Source organism: Rahnella sp. PCH160 (genome assembly GCF_047784855.1).
GTDB lineage: Bacteria > Pseudomonadota > Gammaproteobacteria > Enterobacterales > Enterobacteriaceae > Rahnella.
In genome coordinates, this window is record NZ_JBLOGT010000002.1 from 79,268 (window position 1) to 98,776 (window position 19,509).

The window sequence follows — 19,509 nt, forward strand, 5'->3', positions numbered from 1 at the left end:
GGTCAGTATATTGAAATATAGTATTTTTCTTTTAATACCCATTCAGACCGCATGGGATAAGGGATGAGCTTCGCTGAAGATTTTTTAGGGATCTCAAAATTATTAAATTTTTTTGCTAAACAGAACAGATTATCAGTTAAAATTAATAGAAAAGATTTTACAGGTGAATTATCTGATGTGCTCAGTTAAGCGAAAATACATAAGAATTTTCTCTGTCGTATCTGCGGAATATTCTTATGATGAATACATTCATAGAATGTATGTTCGTCATAATTATCTATGAATGAAACTTTTTGATAGGTTTTAAAGGAATGTCAATCTGCGATTTATATCCCTGAGTTGAGATTTTCACGAGTGTTCAAGCACGGGTAATTTACTGTGAAAGTTAAAAATCAGCGCATAAAAAAGAGTGCCTCTATTCATTTATGCGGGATTTTTACCGCGACGGCACTTTTAACGAGCCATTGTGATACTCCGGCAAGGATCATTTGGACAGAAATTTGTGATAAAACACGCAAAAAACTAAACATTATATCCATTATGCCGATAAATAGACTCCAGCCCCATTTTGAGAATCTATTGATGTCGCTAAAAAAATCTTCTTTGCTTGTTCTTGTGGTTCTGTTTGCTCTTTTTTTCACCAGCATGATTTCCAATGTATGGTTGCTCACACAGAGTAATCATTCTCTGGATGATGTGAATAAAGAGATCCGCGTGGTGCTTTCTATCATTGATCCGATCAACCACAGCCGTACCTCACGTGTCCGTGTGATGGAATATATGAAGGAGATTGAAAACAGCGGTGGCCAGCCATCAGCTTCTTCTCTGGACGGTGTCAGTGAAGTGATGGGGAAAGCGGATGCGGCATTCCAGGCTTACATTAATGCGCCAAAATTGCCGGGTGAAAATGAACTGGCGGACGCTTACCGTACGGCTTACCAGAACTATCGCCAGAACGGTATCGAGCCGCTGATTGACGCCGCGAAAGCGGGTGATCAGGCGCAGTTTAAGGCACGGATCCCGGCCGTAGTTGAGCTGGATCATCAGTACGAAGTGGTGCTTGATAAAGTGCTGGCGCTGCATGAGCTGTACGCGAAAAATCTTAACAGTGATGCACAGGACAATTTCAAATTCGGTATCGGGCTGACGGTTGCGTTTGGTTTGCTGTTCCTGTTCATCATTATTGGCGTGCTGTTATTACTCAAACGTTTCGTTCTGACTCCGCTGCTGAGTTCGCGTGATCACTGCCGAAAAATTGCAGAAGGCTATCTCGATACGCCGGTGCCGTTTAAAAACAATTCTCGCAGTGAAATCGAAGAACTGATGCAGTCGATGGAACACATGCGTCAATCCCTGACCCAAATTATCGGGCAGGTACGTGACACCAGCCATACCGTCGCGCACGCGTCGCAGGAAATCTCCGCAGGCAATATCGATCTGGCTTCGCGTACTGAACAACAGGCCGCAGCACTGACGCAAACGGCCGCCAGCATGGAAGAGTTGGGCGCAACGGTAAAACAAAATACCGAAAACGTCAGCCGGGCCAGCGGTCTGACGCGCGAAGCGGTGCAAAATGCCCGTGCGGGTGAGAAGGTGGCGCAGGATGTGATCGGAACCATGGGTCGCATTAACAGCAGTTCTAAAAAAATCGAAGACATCACGGGTGTCATCAACAGCATTGCTTTCCAGACCAATATTCTGGCGCTGAATGCTGCGGTTGAAGCTGCACGCGCCGGTGAACAGGGGCGCGGATTTGCGGTAGTCGCCAGCGAAGTGCGCAGTCTTGCGCAGCGAAGCGCGGTAGCCGCAAAAGAAATCGAGAGTCTGATTTCTGAGTCGGTTGCCAATATAAAGGAAGGGTCAGATCAGGTGTCCCGCACCGGCGAATCCATCTCGGCAATCATTTCTTCAGTTACACAGGTCGATGTTCTGATGGAACATATTTCGACGGCGTCCGATGAGCAAAGCCGTGGGATCAGCCAGATTGAACAGGCCGTGACAGAAATAGACGGCGTTACGCAGCAGAATGCGGCGCTGGTTCAGGAGTCTGCGGCGGCGGCGGCTTCACTGGAAGAGCAGGTACTGCATCTGACCCGCTCGGTTTCGGCATTCAGGTTGGCGGCAAACTAACTAAGTGAGTGAACTGAAAGCGGCAGGGTAATACAACTAAAACCTGATCCGGCTAACTTCCGGATCAGGTCAGAGCGTGAATGAAATGACACTCATTAACGGAATACACCGACGGCTTCGACCAGTCTGTCGGCCTGACGTTTCAGACCTGTTGAAGCGTTCGCCCCTTCCTGAACCTGAAGTGAATTCTGGTGTGTGATCCGGTCGAGTTCTTCGATGGCCTTGGCGATATCCAGTAATCCCAGGTTTTGTTCACGCGTGGCGTTACGGATTTGCCCGATCAGCGACGTGACGTTTCTCACCTGAGAAACAATTTCCGCCATGGTTTTACCCGCCTGATCGACCTGTTTAGATCCCGAGACGACGGTCTCTACGCTGGTGTCGATCAGCCGTTTTATTTCGCTGGCGGCACTTGCACTTCGTTGCGCCAGGCTGCGAACTTCTCCGGCCACCACCGCAAATCCTTTTCCCTGTTCTCCGGCGCGTGCGGCTTCAACCGCAGCATTCAGCGCCAGAATATTGGTCTGGAATGCAATGCCGTCAATCACATTGGTGATGGTCGCAATCTGTTGCGAGCTGTCGGTGATTTCCTGCATTGTGCCGACGACGCCCTGCATGGCGTTACTGCCTTTTTCCGCCGCGGCGCTGGCGGTCATCGAAAGTTTATCGGCTTCGGCGGCTGTTTGTGTGTTGCTTTCAACGGTCGCACTCATCTCGTTCATCGCGGCGGCTGTCTCACCCACGTTGGCGGCAGTCTGTTCGGTGCGCTGACTCAACGCTTCGTTTCCGCTCGCCAGGGATTCAGTTGCCGTACGAACTTTATGTGCCTGATCGTTTACGTCATCCACCATCCACCGGCAGATCAATCCGAGCTGGCCGACCGAGCGCAACGTCATACCTATTTCATCCACCCGTTCCATCGGCGTGATCGTATGGCTGGCTCCGCTGGCAACCCGCAAGGTCTGATGACAAAGTTGTTCGACCGGGCGCGTAATTTGCCATTCAAGCCAGAAGCCTAAAAGCAAAATGAAAAATGTGCAGAGTGCATACGCGCAATAAAACTGTGTGGCGGGAAGCGCAGTGAGCGTCGAAATCGCCAGAGAGTTGAGAAGAAATAAAACGAAGAGACCGCTGCGGATCCGCCCGCGAACCGAAAGCGTTTTTAAAATTGAGAACGGGCGGGTGATGCCGGTACGGATCAACAATCCTCTGAATAAACGGCGATTGTTCAGCTCACCGCGATTCATTTTGTCGTACAACGCCTGGGTTTCGGAAATTTCAGTTGCCGTGGGTTTTGTCCGGACAGAAAGATAACCTTTGGTTTTTCCTCCGCGAATAATCGGCACCACGTTTGCCCGAACCCAATAATGATCGCCGTTTCTCCGGCGGTTTTTCACCAGCGCCGTCCAGGGAAAACCTTGTTGCAACGTGGTCCACATGTCTTTGAATGCGGACGGCGGCATGTCGGGGTGTCGGACAATATTATGAGGCTGACCGATAATATCTTCGCTGGCAAAACCACTGACTTCAATAAAAGCATCATTGGCATAGGTAATATGGCTGTCGGCATCAGTCGTTGACATCAATGTGGCGTCGTCCGGGTACTGATATTCCCGCTGTGATACAGGTTGATTATTGCGCATAGTGACATTTCCATGGCCAGACTGCGATTTGGAGGAGATAAAAGAGGTTTAACTCTTTAGATGTCGGCATAACCAAAATTTTCTTTAGGGCTGAAAGCACGTTATTGAAATTAATGTAGTCAGGCGCTAAAACAGGATGTTTTTTCATCACTTTATAAGCTACAACGATGAGTGCCGATGGGAATATGCGTTATATCATTATGTTTGCTGTTTTTATGACCGAAACTTTAGGCCACAATCTCCGCCGTAACGCCTTTATTCTTCTTTCTACACTGTCTCTGTGACTCCAGACTTAATAGGTCTGGAGTCACAAACATTTTGCCTCTGTTTCGCGGTCTTGCTATAACTGCGCCCAGTGATTTTTCTGATGAAATTCAGCGGACGGGCAATGTGGTATCGGTAACAGAAGTCGAAGCGGATTTTGCCGCTGAAAATGTAGGCCGTCATGTTCTGGATTATCTTCGGCAGGTAAAAATGACGCCGTTGGCAAAACTGGATGATTTTGACGAAGAGGGCAATGCGACGGTCCGGCAGGTGATCAATATCTGGATCCGCCTTTCACTGATGCTGACCCGAAGACGTCCTGAAATCGCCGTTTCCTCTTTGATGAAACATGTGTTGCCGGTGATCGGGGATGTGCCGCTGAACAAAATTACCCGTTTGCGCCTGAACCGGTTGTTTAATATTTTGCTGGCAGAAGGGAAAATTTCGGAAGCTAAACGGGTTTTTGCTTTGTGTAAGCAATTTTTTGGCTGGGCAGAAACGCAGGGTTACCTTGCCCATTCGCCGCTGAGCGCAATGAAACGCCGTGATGTCGGTGGCCGTAACACACCGCCGCGGGAAAGGGCGCTGACGGATGCCGAAATCTGGGTGTTCTGGCATGGCCTTGATTTGTGGGATATTTCAGAACAATGCCGCTGGGCATTACGTTTGTGTTTACTGACCGCCAGACGCCCTGATGAAGTGATCCGCGCCAGAAAAACCGAGTTTAATTTGCGCATTGGCGTCTGGCGGCAGGGTACCCGGAACAAATCCGCCCGCGACCACAGCCTGCCTCTGACCCCGCTGGCGATTATTTGCATCAACGCTCTGCTCGATGCCAGCCCGAAAGACAGTATCTGGTTGGTTCCGTCGCCGAAAGATGCGCAAAAACCTGTGTCCAGAGGGGCTATTACCCAGGTGATCCGGCGGATGTTGCGCGCTGAGCGTGGCCTGGGCATTGATGCTTTTACGACCCGCGATTTGCGCAGAACTGCGCGATCCAAATTGTCATCCCTGAATGTGCCCAACGATGTGGCCCGAAAAATTATGAACCACTCGCTGGAAGGCATAGACAGGGTTTACGACACTCACGACTATTTACCGCAGATGAAACAGGCACTCGACGCATTTTCTGACAATATAAAGGGCATTATCGAGGCCTCAGATTACTTCGAATTACGCCATAAATATGAAGGTGAGTTTCTGCAAATTCCGGAAAATTCGCTTCTGTATATGGAAAAATAACGATTTTTAACCGCATTTCAGACGTATTCATAAGAATCTATTGCCGCCGCACAGGCAAGCGCTCGAAACCTCCGTTGCGCTGGTTTGCGCAGGCGAACTGCTACACTTGGATATTGTTCGTCGTTGCCAGAAGACAAAGGAAATCATGATGCATTCACCAAAATCAAACACGGCTGGTTTGCCGGAACCGACCCGAACAATCCTGCTGAGTACCGGAACGGCGGAACAAAAACGTCAGGAAATTCGCGCGTATTTTATTCAGACATGGGAACTCTATGAAAGCCTGTTTGACTGCCTGACTGACGAACGTGCGTATTACACAAAAGCCATTTCCCTGCGCCATCCGCTCATTTTTTATTTCGGTCATACCGCGACGTTCTATATCAATAAGCTCATGGCGGGGGGGCTGATCCCTCAACGCATTGATTCCCATATCGAGGCGATGCTGGCGATCGGCGTGGATGAAATGAGCTGGGACGATCTCGACGATCAGAACTATAACTGGCCCACAGTCAGTAATTTACAGACATATCGCGACAAAGTTCGCGAAGAAGTTCTGGGCATTATTGATTCAATGCCGCTGACGCTTCCCGTTGGCTGGAACAGCCCGGCGTGGGTAATTCTGATGGGCATTGAGCATGAGCGTATTCATCTGGAAACTTCCAGCGTGCTGATCCGTCAGTTGCCTGTTAGCTGGGTCAGCCCGCAGCCACACTGGCCTGCGTGTAATCTCGCGCGTCATGACCGTAAAATCGTGCCTGAGAACGAAGCGTTGGCGGTAAAAGGTGACGTTGTCACTCTCGGTAAGCAAGATGATACTTACGGTTGGGACAATGAATACGGTTCAGTAACCCATAAAATTCAGGCATTTAGCGCCAGTAAAATGCTGGTCAGCAACGCGGAGTATTTTGCTTTTGTGGAAGGCGGCGGTTATCAGAACGCAAAATGGTGGGATGAAGAAGGTGCAGGATGGCGGGAGTTTGCCCGGGCTGAAATGCCGACATTTTGGGTCGGGTCCCCCGCAGAACCGGAACAGTTGAAACTCCGGTTAATGACGGAAGAAGTGCCTATGCCGTGGGACTGGCCGGTGGAAGTGAATCAGCTGGAAGCGGCGGCGTTTTGTCGCTGGAAGGCCGCACAAACCGGCGAATCCGTTCAGTTACCGACAGAGGCGGAATGGATGATTTTGCGAAATCAGGTAGAAGGGGACCAGCCTGATTGGGAAACTGCGCCGGGGAATATCAATCTTGCCTGGTGGGCGTCATCGTGTCCGGTCGATCACTTTGCGCAGGGGCGTTTCTTCGATATTGTGGGGAACGTGTGGCAATGGGCGTCCACGCCGATCAGTGGTTTTGAAGGGTTCCGCGTGCATCCGCTTTATGATGATTTTTCTACGCCCACGTTTGATGGCAAACATTCGATGATCAAGGGCGGAAGCTGGATTTCTACCGGAAATGAAGCGCTGAAATCCTCGCGTTATGCCTTCCGCCGTCACTTTTTCCAGCACGCAGGTTTCCGCTATGTGATTTCCGGACATCAGGAAATGCAGACGGTGAATCCTTACGAAACCGACGGGCTTATCGCTCAGTATCTGGATTTCCAGTACGGGCCGCGCCATTTCGACGTACCCAATTATGCAGAGCATCTTGTCGACATTGCAGTGAAAAACGTTAATCAGCGCGGAAGGGCACTGGACATCGGGTGTGCAACAGGCCGCGCGAGTTTTGAACTGGCACGGCATTTTGATTCTGTGGTCGGAATGGACTATTCGGCGCGGTTTATTGATGTCGCTTTAGCGTTGGCTCGCGGCGAAGCCTGTCGTTATGTCATTCCGGAAGAGGGCGAACTGGTTGATTATTGTCAGGCTTCACTGTCTGAAGTGAATATCGGTGCAGAGCAAACCGGGCGTGTGAGTTTTGTGCAGGGTGATGCCTGTAATTTGAAACCACAAGGTGAGCTGTATGATCTGGTACTGGCGGCCAATCTGGTGGACCGTTTGCGAGAACCGACACGTTTCCTGGAGGATATCGCGCCAATGATCCGCAGCGGTGGGGTGCTGATTTTGTCCTCGCCGTATACATGGCTGGAAGATTTCACGCCCAAACAGAACTGGCTTGGTGGTTTTCGCGAGAACGGCGAAGCGGTGACAACGCATCAGGCTTTGCGTCGTCTGCTGGCCAGAGAATTTGAGGAAATCCAGGCACCGCAGGATATTCCATTTGTTATTCGCGAAACGGCCCGAAAATTCCAGCACACCGTAGCCGAACTGACGTTGTGGCGTAAACGCTAAAACTCAGCGAGTTTACGTTCAAAAAATGTAAAACGGTCACGAAAAAGTGGCCGTTTTTTATGTGGACATTTTTCCTGTCCGAAAGAAGGAGATCGCTGATATTTAAGTTTTCGCTGTTGTTAGATGTTGAAATTACTTTGAATGTTGTAACTAAAAATAATGAGAATATTGAATGGGTGATCTCCGGGTTCTTTCAACCTTCATTTAATGACACACTGCCGTTATTGCGACTTTAGGACAAATGTCTTCCGATGAAATCGACTCTGCCTGGTTTATTATTAATGTTTACGGCGGTGACTGCTGTTGCCGCACCGGTTTCAGGATTCACCGAAGCACAATGTGTCGCCATGAAAAATAGGCATATTGCGGCTTCCCGGATCGGCCTTCCAACGCGGGGCGCTGTGATAACGACCGTCGCCATGGCGGGTCAGCCTGTTGAAACCCATTGCAAGCTCGAAGGGCAGATCAAACCGATAGACCTTAAAGCACCGGATATTCAATTCCAGCTCTATCTGCCCCTCATCTGGAATGGTAAGGCGCTGCAACTGGGCGGTAGCGGGTTTGATGGCGCAATTAAGGGCGCAGATACCGCACGTCTTGCACCGGCTTCTGTTCCCGGGGTGCTACAACAAGGATACGCCACCTTTGGCAGTGATTCCGGCCATCAGGGCGGGGTGTCCGACGCATCATTTACGTTAAATGATGAAGCCTGGAAAAATTTTGCTGGCGAACAAATTAAGAAAACACACGATGTCGCCATGGCGCTGATTGAACAGGCTTATGGCCGTAAACCGTCGCGTATGTATTTTCAGGGAAATTCGCAGGGTGGACATGAGGCACTGGCCGCCATTCAGCGGTATCCGCTCGATTATGATGGTGCTATCGCAATCCATCCTGTTTATAACGTCGTGGAATTACACATGGCGGGCATTCATATCGGGCAGGCCGTTTACAATACGCCGGGAGCTTGGATTTCACCGGCAAAAGCCGCACTGATAGCGAACTCTGTTATGGGTACCTGCGACAAACTGGACGGTCTGGCTGACGGCGTGGTCTCCAATGTGAATGCCTGCGGCGCGACATTCAAGCTGGAATCGTTACGTTGTCACGATGGTAAAGATGACGGCGACCATTGTCTCTCCGACACCCAATTATCTTTAGTTGATATGCTGAGTAAACCGGTATCGCTGGGTGTCAGCTTACCTAACGGTGATCACTTTGCGCCCTGGCCGATATTACTGGGGGCCGATGCACCTGCACTGGTCAGCATTTTTGGTTCCGGTGCTGATAAGCCCGAACCGGCTGCATCGAACATCATCATTTCCTTTCCTTATATGATGGGTGATCAGGCTGTACGATACGAAGTGATGAGATCTCCAGACTACGATTCCCTGCAATTTAATCCGGCGGTACATTCAACACGTCTCAATGAACTGGCGGCTCAGGTTGATAATGACAACGCCGATATCCGCGCTTTTGTGCAGCATGGCGGAAAGCTGCTTCTGATGCATGGCACGGCAGATATGGCAGTACCCCCCGGAAATACGCAGGCTTACTACGAAAAACTCAAATCCCGGTTTGGTGAAAAAGAGCTACATCAGTTTGCGCGGTTTTATCTCGCCCCGGTTTTACCCACAGCAGTGGCCCGTTTCGCGTGAGCTGGGATTCGTTGGGAACACTCGATAAGTGGGTAGACCACGGCATTGATCCGGGCCAGCAGGTCATGATTGATACCAATAAAGCTACCGCCGGGCGGGGAATGCCGCTGTGTGATTACCCGCAGTTTCCTAAATATAAAGGCAAGGGAGACACAAGATCTGCCGCGAGTTTTGTTTGTGCAACGGAATAGTCCTGCCTGACCCTGAACGAATATCCGCCGCCTGGCGGGTACTCTTTGCTGATGAAATGCAAGTGAATTTACCTATATATAATCACAGGTGAATGAACGTTCTCAAAAAACTTGAACATCCGTCCAAGTCTTGGCATTATCCTGTGCTGTCTCTTTCGCTTTGGACTTTTCCTGTGGCCTATCTCTGTAAGGAAGCACGCAAGACAACCATTCTTGAAGCCGCCGCCCGCGTTGCGCGCGTAGAAGGTTTAGCTGCGACCACCGTACGCCGGGTTGCTCAGGAAGCAGGCGCGGCAACCGGTCAGGTTCATCACCATTTTTCCAGCGCAGGCGAACTTCGCGCGCAAGCCTATACGCGCGTTATGAAGATCCTCAAAGAACAGTTGCTGAAAAGAAGTGAGCCATTGACGGCCCGCGAGCGGTTAAACATGTTGTTGATTGACCCGCAGGATGACGAATCACTGATGGCGATCCCGCTCTGGCATGAAGCCATGTTGCTGACCGAGCAGGAGCCGCTGATGAAAGCCGCTTTTGCGATGTCGGTGGCTGACTGGCACGAACTGGTTTCTGACGCGATTGAATCTGGTCGCCGGAAAGGGGAATTTACCGAAGGCGAATCACCGGAGCATATTTCCTGGCGGCTGATTGGTCTGAGCAGCAGCATGGATGCCATGTCGCGCCTCGAAACTCTCGGGCTTACCCATCAATGTGCGCAATACAATTTGCACCGCGCAATCGTGAATGAACTGTACGCCAGCGAACCTGCTTGTAAGGAAACCTCCAATGTTTAAAACCTATTTGCTGCTTGGGTTGGCAATTATTGCCGAAGTCATTGCCACCAGCAGCCTGAAAAGTTCTGAAGGATTCACCCGTTTGTGGCCAAGCGTTGTCACGTTACTGGGCTACACGATTGCGATCTTTTTATTGTCTCTGACCCTGAAAACCCTGCCGACCGGCATTGCTTACGCGATCTGGTCCGGCGTAGGTATTGTGCTGGTTTCCGCTATTGGCTGGTTCGGTTTCGGGCAAAAGCTGGATACCCCGGCCATGATTGGCCTCGGGCTGATCATCGCGGGCGTCATTGTCGTGAACGTATTTTCAAAATCTGTCGCGCACTGACTATGGCGACTTTATTGCAGCACAGGGAGTTCATTTTGCAGAGCGAACAAAAACCTGATTTCCATGATGACTTGATCAAAGAGTTACTCTACTGGATCGAAGTCAACTTAAGTGATCGTCTGACCATGGAAAAGGCCTCGAAGAAAACCGGCTATTCTCCCTGGTATCTTCAGCGTTTGTTTAAAAGTAAAACGGGTTTCGCCCTGGGCAAATACATTCGCGACCGGCGTCTGACAATGGCGGCGATTGCTTTGCGCCTGACCAATATGCCGATCCTCGATATTTCGCTGTATTACTCTTACGATTCTCAGCAGACGTTCACCCGTTCTTTCAAAAAGAACTTTGCTGAAACACCGGGGATGTATCGACGGAATGCTTCGTGGACAATGAGCGGCATCACGGCGCCGCTGACTATGGATGAGTTTCCGCAGCCTGAATACGTAATTGTAGAAATGCCGGCGATGGCGTTTGAGGGCAAGACATCAACACATTCTTATCCGATTGAAGCGCTGTTTAACGCCAAAAATCATGTGCATCGTGCGGAACTGATGCGCTATCTGGAAACGCCTGAATCGCTACTGGCGCCGGTCTGGGGGTTATCTGACTGCCGCCCGGATAATAATGATGAAGTGACCAACGCCTTACAAATGGATTATACAGTCGCGCATGAAGTGAAGATCAGCGACAGGCATAACATCCTGGTGCCAGCCAACCGTTATCTGAAGATCAATTATCCTTACGATCTCAGCCGTCTTAATGACTTTATTTTGTATCTTTATTCAGTGTTCCTGCCGACGCTGGGCCTGGAGTTCATCATGGAGCCAGATCTGGAAAAGTATTCCCGTGAGTCCGCTCTGAACGGCGTGACTTGTGAATATTATATTCCTCTGGCAAGGCACTGATTTTCCTTCCTGCAAAAACACAAAAGCCTCCCAAATGAGAGGCTTGCAATAACCGGACGTGGTGTTAACTAAAGACCATACCCCCGTCAATCAGTAACGCCTGGCCGGTCATATAATCGGAGTCCGGGCCAGCAAGATAGGAAACGCAGGCCGCGACATCTTCTGGCTCTGAAAGGCGTTTCAGGGTGATATTTTTCGCAAATTCCTGAGTCCCGTAGCCAACAGGTTTGCCAGCGGCGGCAGAAAACTGTCGGTCAATTTCTTCCCACATCGGCGTTTTCACGATGCCCGGGCAATAGGCGTTAACGGTTATCCCCAGAGACGCCAGATCGCGCGCAGCAGTTTGCGTGAGCCCGCGAACGGCAAATTTACTCGAACTGTAGATCGCCAGTTCAGGATTACCCACGTGGCCCGCCTGAGAAGAGGCATTAATGATTTTGCCACCATGCCCTTGAGATTTGAATGCTTTCACCGCAGCCTGAATACCCCAGATAACGCCTTTCACATTGATGTCATAAACTTTATCGACGATTTCCGGCGTGATGTCTTCAATCAGCGTGGTTGGTGCAATACCGGCGTTATTGACGATGACATCAAAACCCCCGAGCTGTTTTGTTGCCGCTTCAACGGCCGCAAAAACCTGTTCCCGTTTAGAAACATCCGCCAGTTGGGCAATCGCTTTACCCCCTGCGTGGTTAATTTCTTCAGCAACTTTCTTCGCTGTTTCGCCATTGTAATCGACGACCGCGACGGCAAAACCATCTTTCGCCAGACGAAGCGCAATTGCACGGCCAATCCCCTGACCGCCACCTGTTACTAAAGCCACTTTTCCATTTTTAGACATACCACTATCCTCTATGTATTCGGTTTCTTTCCAGGTGCTGCGCGCAAGGCACGGACAGACCAGCCCGATACCTTTGCGTGAGCTCCATACTGGTTTACGCCTCTCGCTGTGCTTGTGCAAATGTTAGCCACGGTAATTAACTGTACTCATCCTAATAGTCAGGAAGCGTCAGAATTCGGGCATATTCGGGTAGAATGTAAAAATCGAAAGACATCAAGGATGTTGAAATGACGGATACAAGCAGTGCAATTTTTCGCGATCGTCTGACCCTGTTAGCGCGCTCGTTGCGAATGGCGCCACAGGTTGCAGAGAATCAGGTAGTTGATCGTATGGCATTGAGTTTTCGCAAATTACTCAATTTTTTTGCTGAAGATAACGCGGTGACGCAAAAGTTTTTTCTGTTACCGCCGGAAGGCCCTGAAACACAGGCGATGCTTGCCCGTGTGTTCGCCGAAAATATAATGTTCAGTCAGCAGGACAAGCTGTTTCGTGATGATATTCCCGCCGCACTTCTGGCGCAGTGTTTCACCGGCATGCTGGTACAACTCGCTCACCAACCCGCTGAACCGGCACAACGCCATCAGGACAGTCTGGCCTGTGCCAAACTCTTCTGCGAAGGCGTCTGGCTAAGGGAATAGGGGAGAGCGACCGCGTTATTCTATTAATGAGAAAGCAAAGCATAAATCGTTGGTTCAAATCGCGGTGCAGAAACGGTTAACTGAGGTCATTGAAGGGGCAGACGATATCTGTCTGTTTATTTAAACAGAAATCATGATCAACCGGAGGCCTGTATGTCAACGACTGCACAAGCTACTGAGCAACGCTCGTTATGGCAGCGCATTACACTTCGCAAGGTGGAGGGGCAGACTGAAGAAAAAGCGCAAGACACATCGCGTTTTCTGGAAAGTTTTCTGGCTACAGGATGTCTTTACGGGATTGATGTGGGGAACACAGACCCGGCATGGTTTCGCCGCTCCTGATCGTTATATTCGTTTGTTGCGCTTTAGCTACTGGAACGAACTGTGCAACGGGCAAACGCTCTCCTGATAGTGCAAGCTGTACCCTGAATAGTTGGTGTTACCGTTGCGTTGTGTGGACAGCGTAGCCTTAGCATCAAATATGAAGGTCGTTGTGGAAAGTCTCTCTGACCTCGTCGTAGAAATTTTAGTTCTCTCTCATTTGTTGAGCCCATAACTTTCGCCGGTTATGGGTTTTTTTATGCAAAAAAATGCCCCGCAGTAAGGCGGGGCAACAATAAAGCCGTTGACAGGGATCACGGCAAGTTAATGCGAATAGTTAAAACCAAGGAAGGGTAAATTGAATTGCAGTGATGATGCTGCAAGTCAGGAATTAATTTACCAAAAAAAATTCTTCACTTAAAATACATTATTTACATGATTACTCATTTAAATATTCACGAAACATATGATTGAACCCTACTGAAATACTTAGCAATAAATAATAAAGCCAAATTCAATAATTCCCCTACAAAACAAGGGAACTATATAGGTAGTATTAGTGCGAGCACTGACTCATTAATAAAGTATATATAATAAATTCAAGTATTCAATTAAATGATAAAGGAATGACGTCATGAAATTAAAAGCACTGGCTCTTATTATTCCAGCATTACTGGTGGCAGGCGCAGCGCATTCAGCTGAGATTTATAACAAAGACGGCAACAAACTTGACCTGTACGGTAAAGTGGATGGCCTGCATTATTTCTCTGATGACGCAGGTAAAGACGGCGACCAGACTTATGTGCGTGTTGGCTTTAAAGGCGAAACTCAGATTACTGACCAACTGATCGGTTACGGCCAGTGGGAATACAATATTCAGGCAAACAGTGTTGAAGGTTCTGACGCTAATTCAACTGCCGGTAACGCAACCCGTCTGGGCTTCGCAGGTCTGAAATTCGGTGAATACGGTTCATTCGATTACGGCTGTAACTATGGCGTAGTGTACGACGTAGAAGCCTGGACAGATATGCTGCCAGAATTCGGCGGTGATACCTACACCAGCGCTGATAACTTCATGGTTGGCCGTGCTAATGGTGTTGCAACTTACCGTAATACTGATTTCTTCGGCGCAGTAAAAGGCCTGAACTTTGCGGCTCAGTATCAGGGCGCAAATGATGGCAACAACCGTGGTGAAGGTACAAACAATGGTGACCGTGCGGTCCGTAAACAAAACGGCGATGGTTTTGCACTGTCTTCTACATATGATTTCGGCATGGGTATCAGCGCAGGTGCCGCGTATGCCTCTTCTGACCGTACCAACGATCAGACTGCTGACGATCGTGGGGACAAAGCTGACGTCTGGACAATCGGCGCGAAATACGACGCGAACAACGTTTACCTTGCGACCATGTATGCTGAAACCCGCAATATGACTTATTACGGTAACGGCGACGCAGCAAATAAAACTCAGAACTTTGAAGTAACCGCACAATATCAGTTTGACTTCGGCCTGCGTCCGGAAGTTTCTTACCTGCAATCTAAAGGTAAAGATCTTAATAATGGCAATGGCGGCAAAGACAACGATAAAGATCTGGTTAAATACGTTTCTGTCGGTACCAGCTATTACTTCAACAAAAACATGTCCACCTACGTTGATTACAAAATCAACTTACTTGATAACGATGATTCGTTCTACGACAACAACGGTATTTCTACCGATGATATCGTAGCAGTTGGTCTGGTCTACCAGTTCTAATTATTCGGCATTCAATCTGAATATTAAGAACAATGAAACCCATCTTCGGATGGGTTTTTTAACATTTCAATCGAGAGAGATATTTATTATTCCAACCATCGAGCAACACCGCCGTGGCGAGAACACGTTCCGCGACGATGCGCGCTGAAACTGTACGTTCCGTCACGGCATTGAGCCGAAGCACCCTCGGGAACGTTGCCTGATTTACTGTGTGCGGGTTTATGAACACTTTGCCCGTCGGAATTAATATAATCCCCTTGTTCGATAAGTTCGTTGTCCTGGGAATACTGCTGTTTTGCCATTGCAGGCTGAAAAATCAGAAAGCCAGTGATTATTAAACAAGCGAATAATCGCATGATGTGGTTATCATCCGGTGATAAAAAAGTGTGTGCAAAGAGTACTCCCGGCGCACCGCGTTGCAATCCTGATATTTAACCATTAATGATGTGGTTAAATTATGTCCGCAAAATCATTCCTCCCCCTTATTATTCTTAACGTAAAATTTTAGTTAGGATCCGTTTAAAAAGACGGCAAATCCTTGCCTGATCCTACATGAAATTCTCTCAAGCGCTTGAATTTAAAGAGGTGAAAAGCGTTATTATGCAGGGTCATTTATTAAGCGATTTGTGCCCTACATGATTGAAATCTATTGATAAATCGCATGTACAACAGGCAGAGTCTTTGGTATATTATTGACCAGATCACGTACAGGGCTATTTCTCTGTGATACGGTGCTTTACCTAAGACTGGGTTTCTCAGGACAATGACATGTTAGATTATCGCTTTCCGACAGCTATGCAGATGGTGTTTTGTATCGCTCAGTCCCAAAAGGCTGGCCAGCGCTGCACCAGTGCGATTTTAGCAACGGGTCTGGAAGCCAACTCCAGTTTCATCCGCAAGCTGATGGTGCCGCTGACACAGCACGGCATTATTGTCTCCACTCTCGGTCGCACCGGTTCTATTAATCTCGGGCGACCGGCGGAAGAAATCTCACTGCGCGATATCTACTGCGCGGTCATTGAAGATAAGCGTCTCTGGGCCGCGCGGCCCGATGTTCCCGCCCGCTGCGTCGTCAGTGCCAACGCCTGCATGTATTTCAAGAATATCGTCAATGAAGCCGAAGAGGCCTCGCTTCAGGTTTTGGCTCGTCATACTGTGGCGGATGCGCTGGCGGAGTTCGAACGCGGCGGGAAGTACAAGTGCACCAAAGATCTGGCGGCAGAATACACAGAGAATGTTTCCTGCACTAAGTAATCCGCAGAGTCATTTTTTGCTCACATCGTGAATTTCAAACATAAAAAAGCCGGGAGATTTTCCGGCTTTTTGCTATCTCGATTTTATGCAGAGAGATATCAGACTGATTGCGTATCCAACACGACTTTCTTACGCGTCACCAGCTTACGCAGTGCAACATAAAACACCGGCGTCAGGAACAACCCGAACAGCGTCACCCCTAACATGCCGGAGAACACGGTAATTCCGGTTACGCCACGCACTTCCGCACCCGCGCCATGGCCGAGGATTAACGGAATGGTCCCGGCGATAAACGCAATCGACGTCATGACGATAGGTCGCAGACGCAAGCGACATGCTTCCAGCGCCGATTCAATAATGCCTTTACCCTGCATTTCCAGTTCGCGGGCGAACTCGACGATCAGGATGGCGTTCTTACAGGCCAGGCCCATCAACACCACCAGCCCGACCTGCACGAAGACGTTGTTATCACCGCCGGTCAGCCAGACGCCAAACAGCGCGGAGAGCATGGTCATCGGCACAATCAGGATCACCGCCAGCGGCAGCGTCCAGCTTTCATAGAGCGCCGCCAGCACCAGGAATGCCAGCAGAACGGACATCGGGAAGACGATCAGCGCCGCATTTCCTTGTGTGGATTGCTGATAACTCAAATCCGTCCATTCAATATTCATGCCGTTTGGCAGCAGATTTTTCGACATCGCAGTCAGCTCCGTCATGGCCTGCGCCGAGGACAAAATGCGCGGGTCAGCATCACCAATCAGATCCGCCGCCGGATAACCGTTATAACGGATCACCGGGTCTGGCCCGTAGGTTGTGGTGATATTGAGCATACTGCCGATTGGCACCATTTCGCCTTTGTCGTTACGGGTACGCAGATTTCCGATATCTTCCACGCTGTCACGGAACTGGCCATCAGCCTGCGCCATCACTTTCCAGGTACGGCCAAAACGGTTGAAGTCATTGATGTAGGACGACCCCAAATAGACCTGCAACGTACTGAACAAATCATCCAGTGAAACGCCCTGCGCCTTGGCCTTATCACGGTCAATATGCGCATCAAGTTGCGGCACGTTGGCCTGATAAGAGGAAATCGGATAACCCATTCCCGGCGTTTGCATGATGGCACCGGACATCGTGTTGATCGCCGTTTGCAGCGCACCGTAACCCAGCCCTGCGCGATCTTGCACGTACAGGGAATACCCCGAACCCTGGCCTAAACCGAGGATCGGCGGTGGCATAATCGAGAAGGCAAACCCTTCCTGAATCTGCGAGATTTTGGCGTTAATTTCCGCGTTTATCTGCGCCGCTGTACGGGTACGTTCGCTCAGGGGTTTAAGGGCGAAAAATACCGTCCCGGTATTCGGCGTATTGGTAAACTGCAACGCATTAAGGCCGGGGAAGGCCACTGCGTCAATTACGCCGTCCGTGCTCAGCCCCAGCGCGCTGATTTTGCGGATCACCGCGTCGGTGCGTGACAGAGACGAACCTTCCGGCATTTTCACACCGGCAATCAGATACAGTTTGTCCTGGGTTGGAATAAACCCGCCCGGTACCGCTTTAAACATGAACGCGGCCGCACAAAGCAGCAGAACGTAGACGCCAAATACTGCGCCGCGACGGCCCAGCGTTTTCGATACCGCACTCTGATACTTATGCGAGCTGGCGTTGAAGAAGCGGTTGAACGGACGGAAGATCCAGCCAAACAACCTGTCAATCAGCCGCGATGGCATATCCTTGGGCGCGCCGTGCGGTTTCAGCAATATCGCCGCCAGAGCGGGGGAAAGCGTCAAAGAGTTGATGGCTGAAATCACGGTAGAAATCGCAATCGTCACGGCAAACTGTTTGTAGAACTGGCCGGTCACGCCGGAAAGGAATGCCATCGGTACAAACACTGCGCACAGCACCAGCGCAATCGCCACTATCGGGCCGGAGACTTCCCGCATGGCCTGATGCGCAGCGTCGCGTGGGGCTAAGCCTTCCTCGATATTACGTTCAACGTTTTCCACCACCACAATGGCATCGTCGACCACTATCCCTATCGCCAGCACCAGCCCGAACAGACTGAGCGTGTTCAACGAAAAACCGAGCAGATACAGAATACTGAATGTGCCGATCACGGAAATCGGTACCGCCAGCAACGGAATGATCGACGCACGCCAGGTTTGCAGGAACAGAATTACCACCAGCACAACCAGCACCACGGCTTCCAGCAGCGTATGAACCACGGCGCTGATGGAATCACGAACAAACACAGTCGGGTCATACGGCGCGCGCCAGGTCATACCTTCCGGGAAACGCGTCGACAATTCGGTCATTTTGGCGCGCACGGCGTCGGACAAATCAATCGCATTCGCCCCCGGTGACTGGAAGATACCAATGCCGACCGCATCTTTATTATTCAACTGCGAACGCAAGGCGTAGCTGCCGGAGCCCATTTCGATACGGGCGACGTCACGCAGACGGACGATTTCACCATTATCACCACTTTTCAGAATGATCTTGCCGAATTCGTCTTCATCTTTCAGGCGGCCTTGTGCGTTGATAGACAATAAATAATCGCTGTCTTTTGGCATCGGTTCAGCACCCAGCTGACCGGCAGACACCTGCACGTTTTGCTCCTGCATCGCCTTCACGATGTCAGACGCCGTAAGGCCACGCGCCGCGACCTTGTTCGGATCCAGCCAGACACGCATCGCGTATTCACCCGCACCGAAAATCTGAATCTGACCGACACCCGGCAGGCGTGCCAGCTCATCTTTCACTTTCAGCGTGGCGTAGTTACTCAGATACAACGAATCGTATTTACCGTTGGGCGACACCAGATGTACCACCAGCGTTAACGTCGGCGACTGTTTCTGTGTGGTTACGCCCTGACGGCGCACATCTTCCGGTAACCGCGCTTCGGCCTGCGCCACTCGGTTCTGTACCTGGACCTGTGCCTGATCCGGATCTGTGCCCGGACGGAACGTTACAGTCGTCACCAGCACGCCGTCGGAACCGGCCACTGATTTCATGTACACCATGTTTTCAACGCCGTTGATGGCTTCTTCCAGCGGCGTGGCAACGGTTTCAGCAATCACTTTCGGGTTAGCGCCCGGATATTCAGCGTGAACCTGCACGCTCGGCGGTACCACGTTCGGGTATTCACTGACCGGCAGCAGGGGGATGGCAATCGCCCCGGTGACCAGAATCAAAATCGACAAAACAGCCGCAAAAATTGGCCGGTCGATGAAAAAGCGGGAAAAGTCCATGAGTCA

Annotated in this window: 15 protein-coding genes and 1 pseudogene; 11 read left to right on the top strand and 5 right to left on the bottom strand. The window is 50.1% G+C overall.

Features of this window, described 5'->3' with window-relative positions; genetic code table 11:
* Positions 1-419: 419 nt before the first annotated feature.
* Positions 420-671, bottom strand: coding sequence for a hypothetical protein (locus tag ACM5QY_RS23175; RefSeq protein WP_416123439.1), 252 nt, complete (start codon positions 669-671; stop codon positions 420-422).
* Between ACM5QY_RS23175 and ACM5QY_RS23180 the strand changes: the two genes are divergently transcribed.
* The gene (locus ACM5QY_RS23180; RefSeq protein WP_416123030.1) at positions 583-2,130 is read left to right on the top strand and encodes a methyl-accepting chemotaxis protein; all 1,548 of its coding nucleotides are present in this window, start codon (positions 583-585) and stop codon (positions 2,128-2,130) included. The two genes, ACM5QY_RS23175 and ACM5QY_RS23180, sit on opposite strands and share 89 nt — an antisense overlap.
* Before the next feature lie 95 nt (positions 2,131-2,225).
* Here the strand turns inward: ACM5QY_RS23180 and ACM5QY_RS23185 are convergent, their stop codons facing one another.
* Entirely contained in the window at positions 2,226-3,773 is a 1,548-nt protein-coding gene (locus ACM5QY_RS23185) for a methyl-accepting chemotaxis protein (RefSeq protein WP_416123031.1), read from the bottom strand.
* 390 nt (positions 3,774-4,163) lie between these two features.
* On the opposite strand from ACM5QY_RS23185, the gene ACM5QY_RS23190 reads away from it, so the two are divergent.
* The 6 genes and pseudogenes from ACM5QY_RS23190 (at position 4,164) to ACM5QY_RS23215 (ending at position 11,439) form a co-directional block, all read left to right on the top strand.
* Entirely contained in the window at positions 4,164-5,279 is a 1,116-nt protein-coding gene (locus ACM5QY_RS23190) for a tyrosine-type recombinase/integrase (protein ID WP_416123032.1), read from the top strand.
* 148 nt (positions 5,280-5,427) lie between these two features.
* The gene (gene ovoA / locus ACM5QY_RS23195) at positions 5,428-7,569 is read left to right on the top strand and encodes a 5-histidylcysteine sulfoxide synthase (protein WP_416123409.1); all 2,142 of its coding nucleotides are present in this window, start codon (positions 5,428-5,430) and stop codon (positions 7,567-7,569) included.
* 419 nt (positions 7,570-7,988) lie between these two features.
* A pseudogene (locus tag ACM5QY_RS23200) lies at positions 7,989-9,418 on the top strand (tannase/feruloyl esterase family alpha/beta hydrolase).
* Positions 9,419-9,591: 173 nt separating this feature from the next.
* Positions 9,592-10,209, top strand: coding sequence for a TetR family transcriptional regulator (locus ACM5QY_RS23205; RefSeq protein WP_416123033.1), 618 nt, complete (start codon positions 9,592-9,594; stop codon positions 10,207-10,209).
* Positions 10,202-10,537, top strand: coding sequence for an SMR family transporter (locus ACM5QY_RS23210; RefSeq protein WP_104924896.1), 336 nt, complete (start codon positions 10,202-10,204; stop codon positions 10,535-10,537). Before ACM5QY_RS23205 ends, ACM5QY_RS23210 begins: the two co-directional genes overlap by 8 nt.
* A gap of 35 nt (positions 10,538-10,572) precedes the next feature.
* Positions 10,573-11,439: a helix-turn-helix domain-containing protein gene (locus ACM5QY_RS23215; RefSeq protein WP_416123034.1), complete on the top strand. Its 867-nt coding sequence runs from the start codon at positions 10,573-10,575 to the stop codon at positions 11,437-11,439.
* Positions 11,440-11,503: 64 nt separating this feature from the next.
* Here the strand turns inward: ACM5QY_RS23215 and ACM5QY_RS23220 are convergent, their stop codons facing one another.
* Positions 11,504-12,283, bottom strand: coding sequence for a (S)-acetoin forming diacetyl reductase (locus ACM5QY_RS23220; RefSeq protein WP_416123035.1), 780 nt, complete (start codon positions 12,281-12,283; stop codon positions 11,504-11,506).
* A 227-nt stretch (positions 12,284-12,510) separates the two neighbouring features.
* Between ACM5QY_RS23220 and ACM5QY_RS23225 the strand changes: the two genes are divergently transcribed.
* From ACM5QY_RS23225 to ompC, 3 genes are all read left to right on the top strand, one after another.
* Positions 12,511-12,921, top strand: coding sequence for a hypothetical protein (locus tag ACM5QY_RS23225; RefSeq protein ID WP_416123036.1), 411 nt, complete (start codon positions 12,511-12,513; stop codon positions 12,919-12,921).
* Between the two features lie 153 nt (positions 12,922-13,074).
* Positions 13,075-13,263 carry a hypothetical protein gene (locus ACM5QY_RS23230; RefSeq protein ID WP_416123037.1) on the top strand — a complete coding sequence of 63 codons (189 nt, stop codon included), beginning with the start codon at positions 13,075-13,077 and terminating at the stop codon, positions 13,261-13,263.
* Positions 13,264-13,876: 613 nt separating this feature from the next.
* Positions 13,877-14,998, top strand: coding sequence for a porin OmpC (gene ompC, locus ACM5QY_RS23235; protein ID WP_416123038.1), 1,122 nt, complete (start codon positions 13,877-13,879; stop codon positions 14,996-14,998).
* 86 nt (positions 14,999-15,084) lie between these two features.
* Here ompC and ACM5QY_RS23240 read toward each other — a convergent pair whose 3' ends face one another.
* Positions 15,085-15,354 (bottom strand): DUF3761 domain-containing protein, encoded by a 270-nt coding sequence (locus tag ACM5QY_RS23240; protein ID WP_416123039.1) that lies wholly within the window; start codon positions 15,352-15,354, stop codon positions 15,085-15,087.
* Positions 15,355-15,766: 412 nt separating this feature from the next.
* On the opposite strand from ACM5QY_RS23240, the gene ACM5QY_RS23245 reads away from it, so the two are divergent.
* Positions 15,767-16,252: an RrF2 family transcriptional regulator gene (locus ACM5QY_RS23245; protein WP_416123040.1), complete on the top strand. Its 486-nt coding sequence runs from the start codon at positions 15,767-15,769 to the stop codon at positions 16,250-16,252.
* Positions 16,253-16,350: 98 nt separating this feature from the next.
* Here ACM5QY_RS23245 and ACM5QY_RS23250 read toward each other — a convergent pair whose 3' ends face one another.
* On the bottom strand, positions 16,351-19,503 hold the full coding sequence (locus ACM5QY_RS23250) for an efflux RND transporter permease subunit (protein WP_416123041.1): 3,153 nt from the start codon (positions 19,501-19,503) through the stop codon (positions 16,351-16,353).
* Positions 19,504-19,509 lie beyond the last annotated feature (6 nt).

Bases quoted from the DNA above. Each gene is read 5' to 3' on its own strand.
- ACM5QY_RS23180 (WP_416123030.1), top strand. From the start codon at position 583: ATGTCGCTAAAAAAATCTTCTTTGCTTGTTCTTGTGGTTCTGTTTGCT.
- ACM5QY_RS23185 (WP_416123031.1), bottom strand. From the start codon at position 3,773: ATGCGCAATAATCAACCTGTATCACAGCGGGAATATCAGTACCCGGAC.
- ovoA (WP_416123409.1), top strand. From the start codon at position 5,428: ATGCATTCACCAAAATCAAACACGGCTGGTTTGCCGGAACCGACCCGA.
- ACM5QY_RS23210 (WP_104924896.1), top strand. From the start codon at position 10,202: ATGTTTAAAACCTATTTGCTGCTTGGGTTGGCAATTATTGCCGAAGTC.
- ACM5QY_RS23220 (WP_416123035.1), bottom strand. From the start codon at position 12,283: ATGTCTAAAAATGGAAAAGTGGCTTTAGTAACAGGTGGCGGTCAGGGG.
- ACM5QY_RS23225 (WP_416123036.1), top strand. From the start codon at position 12,511: ATGACGGATACAAGCAGTGCAATTTTTCGCGATCGTCTGACCCTGTTA.
- ACM5QY_RS23230 (WP_416123037.1), top strand. From the start codon at position 13,075: ATGTCAACGACTGCACAAGCTACTGAGCAACGCTCGTTATGGCAGCGC.
- ompC (WP_416123038.1), top strand. From the start codon at position 13,877: ATGAAATTAAAAGCACTGGCTCTTATTATTCCAGCATTACTGGTGGCA.
- ACM5QY_RS23240 (WP_416123039.1), bottom strand. From the start codon at position 15,354: ATGCGATTATTCGCTTGTTTAATAATCACTGGCTTTCTGATTTTTCAG.
- ACM5QY_RS23245 (WP_416123040.1), top strand. From the start codon at position 15,767: ATGTTAGATTATCGCTTTCCGACAGCTATGCAGATGGTGTTTTGTATC.
- ACM5QY_RS23250 (WP_416123041.1), bottom strand. From the start codon at position 19,503: ATGGACTTTTCCCGCTTTTTCATCGACCGGCCAATTTTTGCGGCTGTT.